This window comes from Microbacterium sp. JZ101, assembly GCF_053903175.1.
Genome location: NZ_CP096400.1, coordinates 551,175 through 565,344, shown reverse-complemented (window position 1 = coordinate 565,344; position 14,170 = coordinate 551,175). Strand labels below are relative to the sequence as shown.

Sequence of the window (14,170 nt, the reverse complement as noted above, 5' to 3'; positions counted from 1 at the left end):
CGGCCTTTTCCCCAGAGGAGACGACCAGATGCTTGACGACTCGAGCCAGGCCGGGCTCTCTGCTGTGATCCGCCCCGACGGATCCGCCGAGCTCACCGTCGACGAGACGCCGCAGCAGATCACGACGACGCTCGTCGAGGATGCGCGCCGCGAGATCGTGCGCCGGGCCGCCGAGATCGCCGCGATGCTCTCCGGCCCCGTGCACGTGACGGTGCACGAGCCCGACGGCGACTGGCCGCTCCTCGTGCACCCCGACGGCCGCGTCGATTCCGACGAAGGCGCCGCCGAACCGGCCCCCGCGGGCGGCGAGACCGCCGATGACGACCTCCTCGCCGCCGACACGCAGATCGTGACGCGCATCCCCGTGACGTTCGAGCCCTCGCCGCAGCAGGCATCCGCGCCCGCCCCGACTCCCGCCCCCGCCCCGGCTCCCGCGCGCGCGGCGGGGCAGCCCGGGCCCATGCGCACAGGGTCCGCGCCGCAGCCCGCGAGCACGCCGGCCGACGGCGGCGCGCAGCGCCCGTCGTTCCTGGCCCCTGAGCGCATCGAGGAGCCCGCGACCCGCGGATGGCGGGGCGCGCTCGTGCGCGCGGGCATGCGGGTTCCGCCGGGGTCGGCGGAGCGCGCCGAGCGCGAGGACCAGGCCGCGGTCTCCCAGCACTGGGCGGGGCCCCGCACGATCGCCGTCGTCAACGGCAAGGGCGGCTCGGGCAAGACGCCCACGACGATCCTCACGGCGGCCGTCTTCGCGCGCTTCGGCGGCGCCGGCGTGCTCGCGTGGGACAACAACCAGACGCGCGGCACGCTCGGATGGCGCACCGAGCAGGGGCCGCACGAGTCGACGCTGCACGAGCTGCTTCCCGAGACCGATCACCTGCTCTCGTCGAGCGCGCAGTCGGCCGACCTCGCGCGCTTCGTGCACCACCAGACCCGCGACCGCTTCGACGTGCTCCGCTCGCAGCCGATGGCGCTCGCCGAGCAGCAGCGCATCGACGCGGCAGACGTCGACCGCATCCACGCCGTCGCGGCGAAGTACTACCGCCTCATCGTCATGGACTCGGGCAACGACGAGTCCGACCCCGTGTGGCTGCAGATGATCGACCACACCGACCAGCTCGTCGTCGCGACCACGTCGCGCGCGGAGCACGCCGAGGCCGGCGCCCTGCTGCTCGAGGCGCTCGCGATGCGCGACGAGCGCTCGGCGCGCCTCGCGCGGAACGCCGTCGCGGTCGTGAGCCAGGCCGACCCGAACGCGCCGTCGAGCGAGCACCGCAAGGTGGTGGACGGATACCGGGCCCTCGCGCGCGACGTCGTGAGCATCCCCTACGACCCGGCGATGATCGGCGGCCTGCTGCACTACGGCGCCCTGAAGCCCGCGACGCAGCGCGCGTGGCTCTCGGCCGGTGCGGCGATCGCGCGCGGCTTCGACGCGACGTCCGCATAGGCCCCGTCTAGATGTACCGGGCCATGAGGTTGGTCCCCTCGTTGGGATTGTGAATGGGGAGGACCTCCGGGCTTAGTGGAGATATCTGACGTCTTCACGAAGCACACGGAGGTCCCATGGCCCACGCTAACGCCCGGCTGACCGTTCATGGCAGGCGGTTGATCATTGAACGTGCCCGAGCCGGCTGGAAGCAGGCGCACATCGCCGCGGCGATGGGAGTCTCACGTCGTTGCGTGAAGCGCTGGATCGAGCGTTACCGCGCCGAGGGCGAGGCTGGGCTGGTCGACCGTTCCTCGCGTCCGCACACCAGCCCGACGCGTACGAGTCCCGGGCGCGAGGAGGCAGTGCTCGAGCTGCGCCAGAGGGAGCGCATCGGGCGTGAGGAGATCGCCGCGCGACTGGGCATGTCGGCTCGGACGGTCTCGCGCATCCTCGCCCGTCACGGCATCCCGCCGCTGCGGGCACTGGATCCGATCACGGGGGAGGTGATCCGCGCGTCGAAGACCACCGCGGTCCGTTACGAGCGGGACCGGGCCGGCGAGCTGGTCCACATGGACGTGAAGAAGCTCGGCAAGATCCCCGACGGCGGCGGCTGGAAAGCACACGGCCGCGCCAGCGGATCCATCCTGCGAGACCGGAACACGAAGGTCGGGTACGACTATGTCCACTCCCTCGTCGACGATCACTCCCGGCTCGCGTACTCGGAGGTCCTGCCCGACGAGAAGGGAGCCACCTGCGCGGCGTTCCTGGAACGCGCGATCGCCTACTTTGCCGCCCACGGCATCCCCCGCATCGAGCGGCTCATCACCGACAACGCCTGGGCCTACAGGTTCTCGCTGCGCGAGGTCTGCGCCGCGCACGGGATCCGGCAGAAGTTCATCAAGCCGCACTGCCCCTGGCAAAACGGCAAGGTCGAACGCTTCAACCGCACCCTGCAGACCGAATGGGCCTACCGGCACGTCTTCCTCACCAACACAGACCGCACCGCAGCGCTTGCACCCTGGCTCGAGCACTACAACACTGGACGGCGCCACTCAGCCCTCGGAGGCCACCCGCCGATCACCCGACTGGCACCAACGTGATGACCCGGTACATCTAGAGCCGCACGACCTCGGTCACGCGGACGATCGCGGTGCCGGCCTCGGCCGACGCCTCGAGGTCGACCTCGGCGCGGATGCGCCAGTCGTGGTCGCCCTCGGGGTCGTCGATCGTCTGCTCGACCCGCCAGATCGCCCCCGCTTCCTCGATCCGACACAGCGCGGGCGACCGGGAGGCGCCGCCCGTGCCGATCGACTCGTGGTCGGCGTAGTAGCGGTCCAGGGCGTGCGGCCATCCGACGTCCGGGTCGAGCGCCTCGAGCTCCTCGTCCTTCTCGAGCGCCGCGAGCTGCACGCGCCGGAACATCTCGTTCCGCACGAGCACGGTGAACGCGCGCCGGTTCACCGTGACGGATGGCGGCGCCGGCGGCACGACGGAGGTCGCGTCGTCGCCGTCCGCGCCCGAGGCGAGCGCCTCCCACTCGTCGACGAGGCTCGAGTCGACCTGGCGGACGAGCTCGCCGAGCCACTCGATGATGTCGCGCAGCTCCTCGGTCCGCGCCTCGGCGGGCACGGTCTGGCGGATGGCGCGGTACGCGTCGCTGAGGTAGCGGAGCACGAGGCCCTCGCTCCGCCCGAGCTGGTACCAGTTCACGAACTCCGCGAACGACATCGCCTGCTCGAACATGTCGCGCACGACCGACTTGGGGCGCAGCTCGAAGTCGCGCACCCACGGCTGGCTCGTCGCGAACACCTCGAACGACTGCTGGAGGAGGTCGGCGAGGGGCTTGGCGTAGGTGATCTCCTCGAGGGCGCTCATGCGCTCCTCGTACTCGAGGCCCTCGCGCTTCATGGCGGCGACGGCCTCGCCGCGCGCCTTGAACTCCTGCTGGGACAGGATCGCCCGCGGGTCGTCGAGGGTCGCCTCGATGACGCTCACGACATCGAGAGCGTACGAGCCGGTGCCCACGCCGTCGGCGCCGCCCTCGGGGTCGAGCAACTCGATCGCCGCGAGCGCGAACGGCGACAGCGGCTGGTTGAGCGCGAAGTTCGGCTGCAGCTCGACGACGAGGTGGATGCGCCCGTCGGCGTCGACCTCGACGATCCCGGCCTCGCGCAGCGTGCGGAAGATCGCGAGCGCCCGACGTGCGAGCGCGTACTTCCGGTTCCGCGGCTCGTGGTTGTCGAACACGAGTGCGCGCACATTCGCGAAGACGTCTCCACCGCGGCCGATCACGTTGATGAGCATCGCGCTCGTGATCTGCAGCTGCGGCTGGAGCGCCTCCGGCTCCGCCTCCACGAGCTTGTCGAAGGTCTGCTCGCTCCACGATACGAACCCGGTCGGGGCCTTCTTGCGCTGCACGCGCTTGCGCTTGACGGGGTCGTCTCCGGCCTTGCGGAGGGCCTGCGCGTTCTCGATCTCGTGGTCGGGGGCGAGCACGACGACGTTGCCGTACGGGTCGTACCCCGCGCGGCCGGCGCGGCCCGCGATCTGGTGGAACTCGCGCGCCGACAGCCGCCGCATGCGCGTGCCGTCGTACTTCGACAGCGCCGTGATCATGACCGTGCGGATGGGCACGTTGATGCCGACCCCGAGGGTGTCGGTCCCGCAGATGACGCGGAGGAGCCCGCGCTGCGCGAGCGTCTCGACGAGGCGGCGGTAGCGCGGGAGCATCCCCGCGTGGTGCACGCCGATCCCTGATCGCACGAGGCGCGAGAGCGTCCTGCCGAACGCGGTCGTGAAGCGGAATCCGCCGATCGCCTCGGCGATCTCGTCGCGCTGCTCGCGGGTGGTGACCTTGACGCTCGCGAGCGCCTGGGCGCGCTCCATGGCCGCCGCCTGCGAGAAGTGCACGATGTACACGGGCGTCTCGCGCTCCTCGAGGAGCCGCTCGACGGTCTCGTGCGCCGGATGGTCGGAGTAGGAGTGATGCAGGGGCACGGGCCGCTCCGCTCCCGCGACGAGCGTCGTCTGCCGTCCCGTGCGCCGGGTGAGGTCCTCCTGGATGGCCGTCGTGTCGCCGAGCGTGGCCGACATGAGGAGGAACTGCGCGCGCGGCAGGAGCAGCAGCGGAACCTGCCAGGCCCATCCGCGATCCGCGTCGCCGTAGTAGTGGAACTCGTCCATGACGACCTGGTCGACGGGGGCGTCGGCTCCCTGGCGCAGGGCCAGGTTCGCGAGGATCTCGGCGGTGCAGCAGACGATCGCGGCGTCGGGGTTGACCGACGAGTCGCCCGTGACCATCCCGACGCTCTCGGCCCCGAAGATGTCGACGAGCGCGAAGAACTTCTCGCTCACGAGCGCCTTGATGGGGGCCGTGTAGTAGGTGCGGCCGCCGCGGGCGAGCGCGATCGCGTGCGCGGCGATCGCGACGAGCGACTTGCCCGTGCCCGTGGGCGTCGCGAGGACGACGTTGCTGCCCGAGACGAGCTCGATCAGCGCCTCGTCCTGAGCGGGGTAGAGCGCGAGCCCGCGCTCGGTCGTCCACGCGGTGAACGCGTCGTAGAGCGCGTCCGCATCGCCGTCGGTCGTTCGGATGCGGTCGAGCAGGGAGGAGGCCATCCCCTCGAGTCTGCCTCATCGCCCTGCAGCGCAGCTGCGCTTGCCGACCGCGAAGAGTGAGTGTACAGTCACTCACATGCCGCGAACCCTCCTCACCGCCGACGCCCGACGCCCTGACCTCGTCGACGCCGCCGTGCGCCGGTTCGCGCGCGGCGGCTACGCGGGCACGAGCGTCGCCTCCGTCGCGGCCGAGGCCGGGATCTCCGCCGCGTACGCGTTCAAGCTCTTCCCGCGCAAGGAGCAGCTCTTCGCCGCGACCGTGGAGCGGTGCTTCGACCTTGTCGTGGATGCGCTCGAACGAGGCGCCGACACGGCACAGGGAGAGGATGCCGACGCGGTGCTCGACGCCATGGGCGGCGCCTACGCCGCACTCATCGCCGACCGCGACCTCCTTCTGCTCCAGGTGCACGCGCAGTCCGTTGCCGAGATCGCCGAGGTCGGCGCCGCGCTCCGCCACGGGCTCGGCCGCGTCGCCGAGCTCGCCGCCGAGCGCTCGGGCGGCACTCCCCCGCAGGTGCAGCGGTTCGTCGCCTATGGCCAGCTGTGCCACCTCGTCGTGACCGCGGGCCTCGACGATGTCGACGCCGACTGGGCTCGCGCGCTGACGGCGGGCATCCGACACCCCTGACCGCACCCTTCCTTCCAACCGCCACCCATCAGTGAGTGATTGATCACTCTACAAAAGGAGAATCCATGCACACCACACCCTCTGTCCTCGTCACGGGCGTCACCGGCGCGACCGGGTCGGCCACGGCCCGCGCCCTCGCCGCTCGCGGCATCGCCTACCGCGGCTTCACCCGCCGAGACGATGCCCCTCTCCCCGGCGACGGCTCCGTCGTCCGCGGCGACTTCGACGACCGCGACGCGGTTGCGCGGGCGCTCGAGGGGGTCGGCGCGGCCTATCTCGTGACGCCCTCGACCGAGCGCGCGCAGGACCAGCAGCTCGCGTTCCTCGAGGCCGCACGTGAGGCGGGCGTCGCGCACATCGTCCTGCTGTCGCAGTTCGCGGCGGCGGAGGACTCCCCCGTGCGCTTCCTGCGCTATCACGCCGTGGTCGAGGCCGCGCTGCGCGCGTCGGGGATGGCCTCGACCGCCCTGCGGCCGAACCTCTTCATGCAGGGCCTGCTCGTGTACCGCGACCTCATCCGCGCGCAGGGGATCGTGCCCGCGCCGATCGGCGACGCCCGCGTGAGCGCCGTGCACGTCGACGACATCGGAGCGGTCGCCGCGCACGCCCTCGTGTCCGAGACGGGCCTGGGCGTGCTCGACCTCACCGGGCCCGCCGCGCTCACGCACGCCGAGATGGCGAGCGCGCTCGCGCGTGCGGCCGAGCGCGACATCCGCTTCGTCGACGTCCCCGCGCCGGCGTTCGCCCGGTCGCTCGAGGGGCTCCTCCCCGCGTGGCAGGTGGAGGGCCTCCTCGAGGACTACGCGCACTACGCAGCGGGCGAGGCCGAGCGTGTCTCACCCGACGTCGAACGCGTCACGGGTCGCCCCGCGCGCCCGTTCGCGGCCTTCGCGGCAGAGGCGGCGCCGCTGCTGCGGTGACGCCGCCCCGCGGCGGTCAGCGCGACGTCTCGCGCGCGATCGCGGCGACGAACGCGTCGACGTCGTCCTCGGTGGTGTCGAAGCTGCACATCCAGCGCACCTCGCCGACCGACTCGTCCCAGTCGTAGAAGCGGACGCTCTCGCGCAGGCGATCGGCGACGCCGTCCGGGAGGATGGCGAACACGCCGTTCGCCTGCGTCTCGCGCGTGAACCGCACGCCGCGGATCGAGCCGTCCGCGAGGCCCGCCTCGACGCCCGCGCGCAGTCGCCGCGCCATGGCGTTGGCGTGGCGGGCGTTGCGCAGATACAGGTCGCCGTCGAAGAGCGCCACGAGCTGCGCCGATACGAAGCGCATCTTCGACGCGAGCTGCATGTTCATCTTGCGGAGGAAGGTGAGGCCGTCCGACGCCGCGGGGTCGAGCACGACGATCGCCTCGGCGAGCATCGCGCCGTTCTTCGTGCCGCCCAGCGACAGCACGTCCACGCCCGCGTCGCGCGTGAAGGCGCGCAGCGGGAGGTCGAGCGCGGCCGCGGCGTTCGCGAGGCGCGCGCCGTCCAGGTGCACGCGCATGCCGAGGCCGTGCGCGTGGTCGGCGATCGCGCGGATCTCGTCGGGGGTGTAGACGGTGCCGAGCTCGGTCGCCTGCGTGATCGAGACGACGAGCGGCTGCGCGCGGTGCTCGTCGCCCCAGCCCCACGCCTCGCGGTCGATGAGGTCGGGGGTGAGCTTGCCGTCCTCGGTGGGCACCGTGAGGAGCTTCATGCCGCCGATGCGCTCGGGCGCCCCCTGCTCGTCGACGTTGATGTGCGCGGTCGAGGCCGCGATCACGGCGCCCCAGCGGGGCAGCATCGACTGCAGCGCCGTGACGTTCGCGCCCGTGCCGTTGAACACGGGGAACGCGGCCACGGGCCCGCCCAAGTGCTCGGCGAGCACCTCGTGCAGGCGGGCGGTGTAGACGTCCTCTCCGTAGGCGATCTGGTGTCCGGCGTTCGCGTCGGCGATCGCCGCGAGCACCTCGGGGTGGATGCCGGCGTAGTTGTCGGAGGCGAATCCGCGCAGGTTCGCGTCATGAATCGGGGTCACTGATCCAGCCTATTCAGGGTCGTCAGGCGAGCTCGACGACCCGGTCGTTGACGGCGGCCGCGTCGGCCGCCCACAGGTCGGCGTACGCGTCGGCGAGGCGCTCCTCGCGCCCGGCGAGAGCCGTGACGCGGAAGATCGTCGCGGCCGCGGAGGGGGCCTCCTTCGCGAAGCCGTCGGCGAGCGCGCGCGTCCACGCCTCGCTCGCGGCCTTGACCGCCGCGTAGCTCGCGCCGCCCGCGCGGGGGCGCGCGACGGCCGTGGACGAGACGATCGCGACGCGGGCGCGCGACGACGCGACGAAGGACGGCCACAGAGCGCGCGTCACGAGACGCAGCGACGTGAATGACGACTCGAGGAACCGGTGGCCCTCCTCCGATTGGCCGGGGATCCCTCCGCCTCCGCGCCATCCGCCCACGAGGTGCAGCAGCCCGTCGATCGCGCCCGCCGACGAGGCGAGCGTGCGCACCTCGCCCTCGTCTGCGAGGTCGACCTCGATCGTCTCGAAGCCCTCCCCCGCGAGCGCAGCGAGCTTCCGGGGGTCGCGCCCCGCCACGATGACGCGCGCGCCGCCATCCGCGAGCCGCCGGGCCGCCGCGCGGCCGGCCGCGCTCGTGCCCCCGGCGAGGAGCACGGCGCGGCCGGCCAGGGCGTCGTCAGTCATCCGTCCCGCGGATGCCCGAGGTCTGCGCGATCACGTCGCGCATCTTCTTCTCGAGCGCCTCGTAGAACATCGACAGCGGGAACTCGTCGTCCAGCACGGCGTCGGTGAAGCCGCGCGGCGGGCCGGCGAGCACCTCGTCCGGAAGGCCGCGGGCCCACTTCGAGGCGGGGTGCGGCGTCAGCACCGACCGGATGAGGTCGTATGCCGCGAGCCAGTGCACGGTCTTCGGCCGGTCGATCGAGCGCCAGTACAGCTCGTCGATCGCGTCGCCCAGGGCGACGACCGCGTCGGGGACCGCGTCCCAGTCGAACGTGAGCGCGGTGTCCGTCCAGTGGAGCGCCCCGCGCTGGTGCAGCCACGCGAACAGCAGCTGGCCGCCGAGCCCGTCGTAGTTGCGCACGCGGCTGCCCGTGATCGCGAACCGGAAGATCCGGTCGAAGATCACCGCGTACTGCACGAGCCGCGCGTGCTCGAGCGTCTCGGCCTCGACCGCGGAGAGCTCCTCGGCGCCCGTGAGACGCCGCTGGATGGCGACGCACTCGCGGAAGGCCGTGAGGTCGCAGCGCAGCTCCTCGAGCGAGTAGAGGAAGTACGGCATCCGCTGCTTGATCATGAACGGGTCGAACGGCAGGTCACCGCGCATGTGGGTGCGATCGTGGATGATGTCCCACATCACGAAGGTCTGCTCGGTCAGCTGCTGGTCGTCGAGCATCCGCGCGGCCTCGGCGGGCAGCTCGAGCTTCGTGATCTCGGATGCCGCGCGGACGACGCGGCGGTAGCGCGCTGCCTCGCGGTCCTGGAAGATCGCTCCCCACGTGAAGGCGGGGATCTCGCGCACGGCGACGGTCTCGGGGAAGAGCACGGCGGAGTTCGTGTCGTACCCGGGCGTGAAGTCGACCAGACGCAGGCTCACGAAGAGCCGGTTGCCGTAGTCGGTCGCCTCGAGGCGCGCGATGAAGTCGGGCCAGATGACCTCGACGACGAGCGCCTCGAGATGCCGGTCGGGCGAGCCGTTCTGCGTGTACATCGGGAACACGACGAGGTGACGCAGCCCGTCGACCCGGTGCTGCTCGGGGTGGAACGCGACGAGGGCGTCGTGGAAGTCGGGAACGCCGAACCCGTCGGCGACCCAGCGGCCGAGGTCGGCGACGACCGCCTCGAGGTACGCGGCGTCGTGCGGGAAGCGCGGCGCGAGCTCGCGCACCGCGTCCTGCACGCGCTCGACCTCGGCGCGCGCGGCGTCATGCGCCGATGCGTCGGGGATCGAGCCGTCGGATGCCTGCATCGCCTGGATCGCGATCGCGGCGTCCTTGAGACGCCGCCACGCATCCGAGGTCTCGACGCCGGGGGCTCGGCCGTCCTCGACGACCTCGGGCTCACCGATGATCGCCTTCGTGCTGTGCACCTGGCTCATGGACATGGGAACCTCCGATCTTCGAGGCTCTGGCCGCGTCGTCGCGGCGGTGGATGTCGGTCCCTCCAGGCTATGCGGCGGCGGGCTCGAATGGGCTGCGCATCCTGCGCGATCACCCGCGCGACGCGCCGGGGCCGATCATCGTTCTGCTCAGCGGCGGCCGCCGCGGCCCAGCACGAAGCCGATCGCGGTCTGGATCGCGGTGAGCCCGACGAGCAGCGCGAGGGTCGGCGCCCAGCTGCCCGTGCGCTCGGCGAGGAAGCCCGCGGCGAACGGGCCGGCGGCCGCGAGCAGGTAGCCGAGCGACTGCGCCATGCCCGACAGCTTCGCCGCCTCGCCGTGGCTGCGCGCGCGCAGGCTGAGCATCGTCAGCGCCGCCACGAGCGAGGCGCCCTGCGCGAGGCCGAGGAGCGCGAGCCACAGGTACAGGGCGCCGGGCCACACGAGCAGGCCGAGCGTCCCGATCGCGAGCGGAGCCGTCGCCACGACCATCCCCGGGCCCTGGTCGACGCCATCGCGCAGCAGGCGCGGGATGAGCAGGCCGCCTGCGATGCCGAGGAGGAGCACGACGGAGAGGTGCAGGCCGGCCGTCGCGGCGGGCACGCCCCACGTGCCCTCGATCGTGGGCAGCCACGTGACGACGACGTAGAACGTCGTGGACTGCAGCCCCATGTACGCCGTCGCGAGCCACGCCGTGCCCCAGCGCCAGATGCTCGGATGGTGCGGCACGGGAACGGGATCGAGCGAGCGCGCATGCGACGAGGGGCCAGTCACCCGCGGCAGCCACGCGAGCGCGACGACGAGCGCGAGTCCGCCCCACACGACGAGCGAGAACCGCCAGTCCACGAGGTGCGCGAGCGGCACGGAGAGCGCCGAGCCGGCGCCCGCCGCGAACGTGAGGAACGCCGTGTAGAACCCGGTCGCGAGGGAGATGCGCGTCGGGTAGTCGCGCTTGACGAGAACCGGGGTGAGCACGTTGCCGACCGCGACCGCGGCGCCCACGGCGAACGTGCCGACCCACAGCCCGACGTCGCCCGCGTAGGAGCGCACGAGCGTCGCGCCCACGAGGACGATGAGCGCGACGAGCACGGCCCTGTCGTCGCCGAAGCGCGTCGCCATCCGGTGCACGAGCGGCGACACGGCGGCGAAGGCGAGCAGGGGCAGGGCCGAGAGCAGGCCGAGCGCGCCCTCGCCGAGCCCGGTCTCCGCGCCGATGCCGCCGAGGACCGGGCCGACGGCCGTGATCGCGGGGCGCAGGCAGAGCGCGACGAGGAAGACGAGAGCGGCCATCCAGCCGGTTCTGCGCATGCCCTCGTTCATCTGTGCAAATGTAGGACATCTGGCCGTCGCGCGCCAGCCGGACGCCGGCGACGCCGGTACGCTCGACGGGAGGAGGTATCGCGATGCCGCTCAACGCGCCGATCCGGCAGGCCCCGCTCGTCGTGCAGGTCACCGAGCAGTTCCGCGCGCTCATCGTGTCGGGCGCGTGGCCGGTGGGGTCGCGGATCCCGGGCGAGATCCAGCTCGCAGAGGATCTCGACGTGAGCCGCGGCACGGTCCGCGAGGCGCTGCGCGCGCTGAGCGTCGCGGGACTCCTCGAGCCGCGCGTGGGCGACGGCACCTACGTGCGCGCGTCCGACGAGCTCCCCGTGCTGCTCGCGCGGGACGAGGTGTCGATCGACCACGTCTTCGAGGCGCGGGCCGGGCTCGAGGCCGCCGCCGCGCGCGCCGCCGCGGCCATCCCCGAGACCGCGGGCCCGGCGATCGAGCGCGCCCTCGTCGAGCGGATGCGCGCGCACGAGGCGGGCGACCTCGACGCCTGCGTCGCGGCCGACGCGGCCTTCCACCGGGCGGTGATCGAGGCGAGCGGCAACCCCCTGCTGGCGCGCCTCCACGAGGCGATGGCGGGGCTCGTGACCCACTCGATCGCCGAGACGAGCGCCCTCCCCGAGCCGCGCGAGGTGGGCGACGCCCATCGCGCTCTCGCCGACGCCATCGCGCGCGGAGACCGCAACGCGGCGGGCGCCCTCGCGGCGTCGCTGATCGACACCGTCCGGGCGACGGCCGCCCCGTGAGCCGCCGCTATCCGTCGACCATCGCGGCGCCCGTCGAGCACGAGCTCGTCGAGCGGAAGTCGCGCTTCATCGCCCAGGTCGCGCCGGTCTCCTCGCCGCAGGAGGCGGAGGAGGTCATCGCCCCCGCGCGCCGGCGCGCATGGGATGCCCGCCACCACTGCGTCGCGATGGTGACCGGCGTCCTCGGCGACCAGGCGCGGTCATCCGACGACGGCGAGCCGTCGGGGACGGCCGGGATCCCCATGCTCGAGGTGCTGCGGCGCCGCGACCTCACCGACGTCGTCGCGGTCGTCACCCGCTACTTCGGCGGGATCAAGCTCGGAGCGGGCGGGCTCGTCCGCGCGTACTCCTCTGCCGTGTCGGAGGCGCTCGACCTCGCCGCGCCCGTGCGCCGCGAGGCGCTCACGCAGGTGACGGTCGCCGTGCCGCACGGCGATGCGGGCCGCATCGACAACCTGCTGCGCGACTGGGCCGCGCACCACGGCGCGACGCTCGGCGAGACCTCCTATGCGACGCACGCGACCTTCGAGCTCTGGACGCCGGCCGCCGAGCTCGGCCGCCTCCGCGACGACCTCGCAGCCGCCACGGCCGGAGCCCTCGCGCCGGTCGTCGGCGGAGAGCGCGTCGTCGACGTGCCCGGCCGAGGCTAGCCGCGCCAGGAGTGCTGCGGCTCGAAGCCCAGCAGGCGGCGCGCCTTCTCGATCGACAGCAGGGTCTGCGTGCCCGCGACCTCGCCGCGCACCGGCACCTCGGGGAACACCTCGGCGGCGAGCTCGGCCGAGCCCCGCGACATCACCGTGTCGGCCGCCGCGATGACGAAGTTCTCCGCGCCGACGATGCCGCTCTCGACCGCGAGGCGGCAGGCGAGCGCGCCGTCGCGCGCGTCGATGTAGCCCCACGCGTTCCACGAGCGCTCGGACGGGTCGGCGTCGAACGCCGGGAAGCGCGCGTAGTCCTCGGGATCCATCACGTTCGAGAACCGCAGGCCGAGGAAGCCCGCATCGGGGCACCAGCGGGCGAAGTGGCGGGCGAGCTCCTCGTCGACCGCCTTCCCGAGGGAGTAGGACGTCTGCGGCCGGACGGCGTACTCCTCATCGACGGGGAGGTACGGCGGAGGGGTGTCGGCGAACGACAGCCCGAGGAGGGTCTCACTCGATGCGAACACCACGCGGCGGATGCCGGCGAGCCGTGCCGCGGAGAAGAGGTTGTAGGTGATCGCCGTGTTGTTCGCGAAGGTCGCGGCGTCGGGCAGCAGGCCGGGCGCCGGGATCGCGGCGAGGTGCACGAGCGCGTCGACGCCGCGGCCCGACCCGACGGGAAGCGCGCCGTAGTGCTCGTCGACGTGCGTGAGCACCTGGACCGCCTGCCCGTAGTCGCTGAGGTCGGCCTGCAGGAAGCGCGCCCCCTCCGGCAGCGAGGCGGGCCGCACGCGGTCGACCGCGGTCACCGCGTACCCGTGCTCGGCGAAGTGCGCGACGACCGCGCGCCCCAGCTTCCCGCTGCTCCCCGTGATGACGACCCGCTGCGCTGCTGTGCCCACGGGTCCAGCCTAGGCGTCGCGCGGCGCGCCGTGGATGCGGCGCGAGATCTCCTCCGCCACCGAGCGGGCCTCGCCGACGAGCGCCGGGAGGCGCTCGGGCGCCACCGACGCGTCCGGATACGTGATCGCGATCGCGGCCACGGGCCATCCGCGGTGATCGAGCACGGGGACCGCGACCGATGACAGCCCCGGGGTGACGTCTCCGGTCTCCTCGGCCCATCCGCGCAGGCGCCCCTCCTCGAGCACCCGGCACAGCTCGGCGTAGGTCGTCACGGCGGGCGTCTCGGCATGCCGCTGCACGAAGGCCCGCGCATCGGGGTACAGCGCGCGCAGCTGCGCCTTGGGCAGCGCGGCGAGGATGGCCCGCCCGCTCGCGGTCAGCTGGGCCGGCAGGCGGACGTCGACGGCCGTGACGAGGTCGGGCGCGTGCTTCGCGCGGATCTCGACGATGTAGAGCACCTCGCGCCCGTGCAGGACGGCGAGGTGCGCGCTGAGTCCGATCCGGTCGACCAGGCGCGCGACGTGCACGCGGCCGAGGCGCGCGAGCGGATCGGTGCGCGCATAGGAGCTGCCGAGGTCGACGGCCGCGATGCCGAGCCCGTATCGGCTCTCGTCGGGCAGCCGCATGACGTATCCCGCCCGCTCGGCGACGTTCAGGAGGTGGTAGACCGTGGAGCGGGGCAGCTCCAGGCGCTGCGCGATCGTCGCGGCCTGGAGCGGCCCGCTCGCACGCGCGAGCAGGTCGAGGATGCGCAGCCCGTTCTCGAACGCGGGAACGCGGGACGACTCTGACATCGAGGTCGA

13 protein-coding genes are annotated in these 14,170 nt (G+C 72.8%); 6 read left to right on the top strand and 7 right to left on the bottom strand.

Features of this window, described 5'->3' with window-relative positions; genetic code table 11:
- Positions 1–28: 28 nt before the first annotated feature.
- Complete coding sequence (locus M1D56_RS02560; RefSeq protein WP_456284592.1) at positions 29–1,444, top strand: MinD/ParA family ATP-binding protein; 1,416 nt, start codon at positions 29–31, stop codon at positions 1,442–1,444.
- A 116-nt stretch (positions 1,445–1,560) separates the two neighbouring features.
- Complete coding sequence (locus tag M1D56_RS02555; protein ID WP_456284591.1) at positions 1,561–2,526, top strand: IS481 family transposase; 966 nt, start codon at positions 1,561–1,563, stop codon at positions 2,524–2,526.
- Between the two features lie 13 nt (positions 2,527–2,539).
- Here M1D56_RS02555 and M1D56_RS02550 read toward each other — a convergent pair whose 3' ends face one another.
- Positions 2,540–5,044, bottom strand: a complete 2,505-nt coding sequence (locus M1D56_RS02550) for a DEAD/DEAH box helicase (protein ID WP_456284590.1) — start codon at positions 5,042–5,044, stop codon at positions 2,540–2,542.
- Between the two features lie 76 nt (positions 5,045–5,120).
- Between M1D56_RS02550 and M1D56_RS02545 the strand changes: the two genes are divergently transcribed.
- Together M1D56_RS02545 and M1D56_RS02540 are read left to right on the top strand one after the other, a co-directional pair.
- Entirely contained in the window at positions 5,121–5,672 is a 552-nt protein-coding gene (locus M1D56_RS02545) for a TetR/AcrR family transcriptional regulator (protein WP_456284589.1), read from the top strand.
- Between the two features lie 65 nt (positions 5,673–5,737).
- Entirely contained in the window at positions 5,738–6,592 is an 855-nt protein-coding gene (locus M1D56_RS02540; protein WP_456284588.1) for an NmrA family NAD(P)-binding protein, read from the top strand.
- A 16-nt stretch (positions 6,593–6,608) separates the two neighbouring features.
- On the opposite strand, the gene M1D56_RS02535 is transcribed toward M1D56_RS02540, so the two are convergent.
- From M1D56_RS02535 to M1D56_RS02520, 4 genes are all read right to left on the bottom strand, one after another.
- The gene (locus tag M1D56_RS02535) at positions 6,609–7,676 is read right to left on the bottom strand and encodes a threonine aldolase family protein (RefSeq protein WP_456284587.1); all 1,068 of its coding nucleotides are present in this window, start codon (positions 7,674–7,676) and stop codon (positions 6,609–6,611) included.
- A gap of 22 nt (positions 7,677–7,698) precedes the next feature.
- Complete coding sequence (locus tag M1D56_RS02530) at positions 7,699–8,337, bottom strand: SDR family NAD(P)-dependent oxidoreductase (RefSeq protein WP_456284586.1); 639 nt, start codon at positions 8,335–8,337, stop codon at positions 7,699–7,701.
- Positions 8,330–9,757, bottom strand: a complete 1,428-nt coding sequence (locus M1D56_RS02525) for a DUF6421 family protein (protein WP_421076342.1) — start codon at positions 9,755–9,757, stop codon at positions 8,330–8,332. Before M1D56_RS02525 ends, M1D56_RS02530 begins: the two co-directional genes overlap by 8 nt.
- Positions 9,758–9,901: 144 nt before the next feature.
- Entirely contained in the window at positions 9,902–11,071 is a 1,170-nt protein-coding gene (locus M1D56_RS02520) for an MFS transporter (RefSeq protein WP_456284585.1), read from the bottom strand.
- A gap of 83 nt (positions 11,072–11,154) precedes the next feature.
- On the opposite strand from M1D56_RS02520, the gene M1D56_RS02515 reads away from it, so the two are divergent.
- Positions 11,155–11,826, top strand: a complete 672-nt coding sequence (locus M1D56_RS02515; RefSeq protein ID WP_456284584.1) for a FadR/GntR family transcriptional regulator — start codon at positions 11,155–11,157, stop codon at positions 11,824–11,826.
- Complete coding sequence (locus M1D56_RS02510) at positions 11,823–12,476, top strand: IMPACT family protein (protein ID WP_456284583.1); 654 nt, start codon at positions 11,823–11,825, stop codon at positions 12,474–12,476. Before M1D56_RS02515 ends, M1D56_RS02510 begins: the two co-directional genes overlap by 4 nt.
- On the opposite strand, the gene M1D56_RS02505 is transcribed toward M1D56_RS02510, so the two are convergent.
- Positions 12,473–13,366 carry an NAD-dependent epimerase/dehydratase family protein gene (locus M1D56_RS02505; RefSeq protein ID WP_456284582.1) on the bottom strand — a complete coding sequence of 298 codons (894 nt, stop codon included), beginning with the start codon at positions 13,364–13,366 and terminating at the stop codon, positions 12,473–12,475. The two genes, M1D56_RS02510 and M1D56_RS02505, sit on opposite strands and share 4 nt — an antisense overlap.
- A gap of 9 nt (positions 13,367–13,375) precedes the next feature.
- On the bottom strand, positions 13,376–14,161 hold the full coding sequence (locus tag M1D56_RS02500) for an IclR family transcriptional regulator (protein WP_456284581.1): 786 nt from the start codon (positions 14,159–14,161) through the stop codon (positions 13,376–13,378).
- Positions 14,162–14,170: the final 9 nt, after the last annotated feature.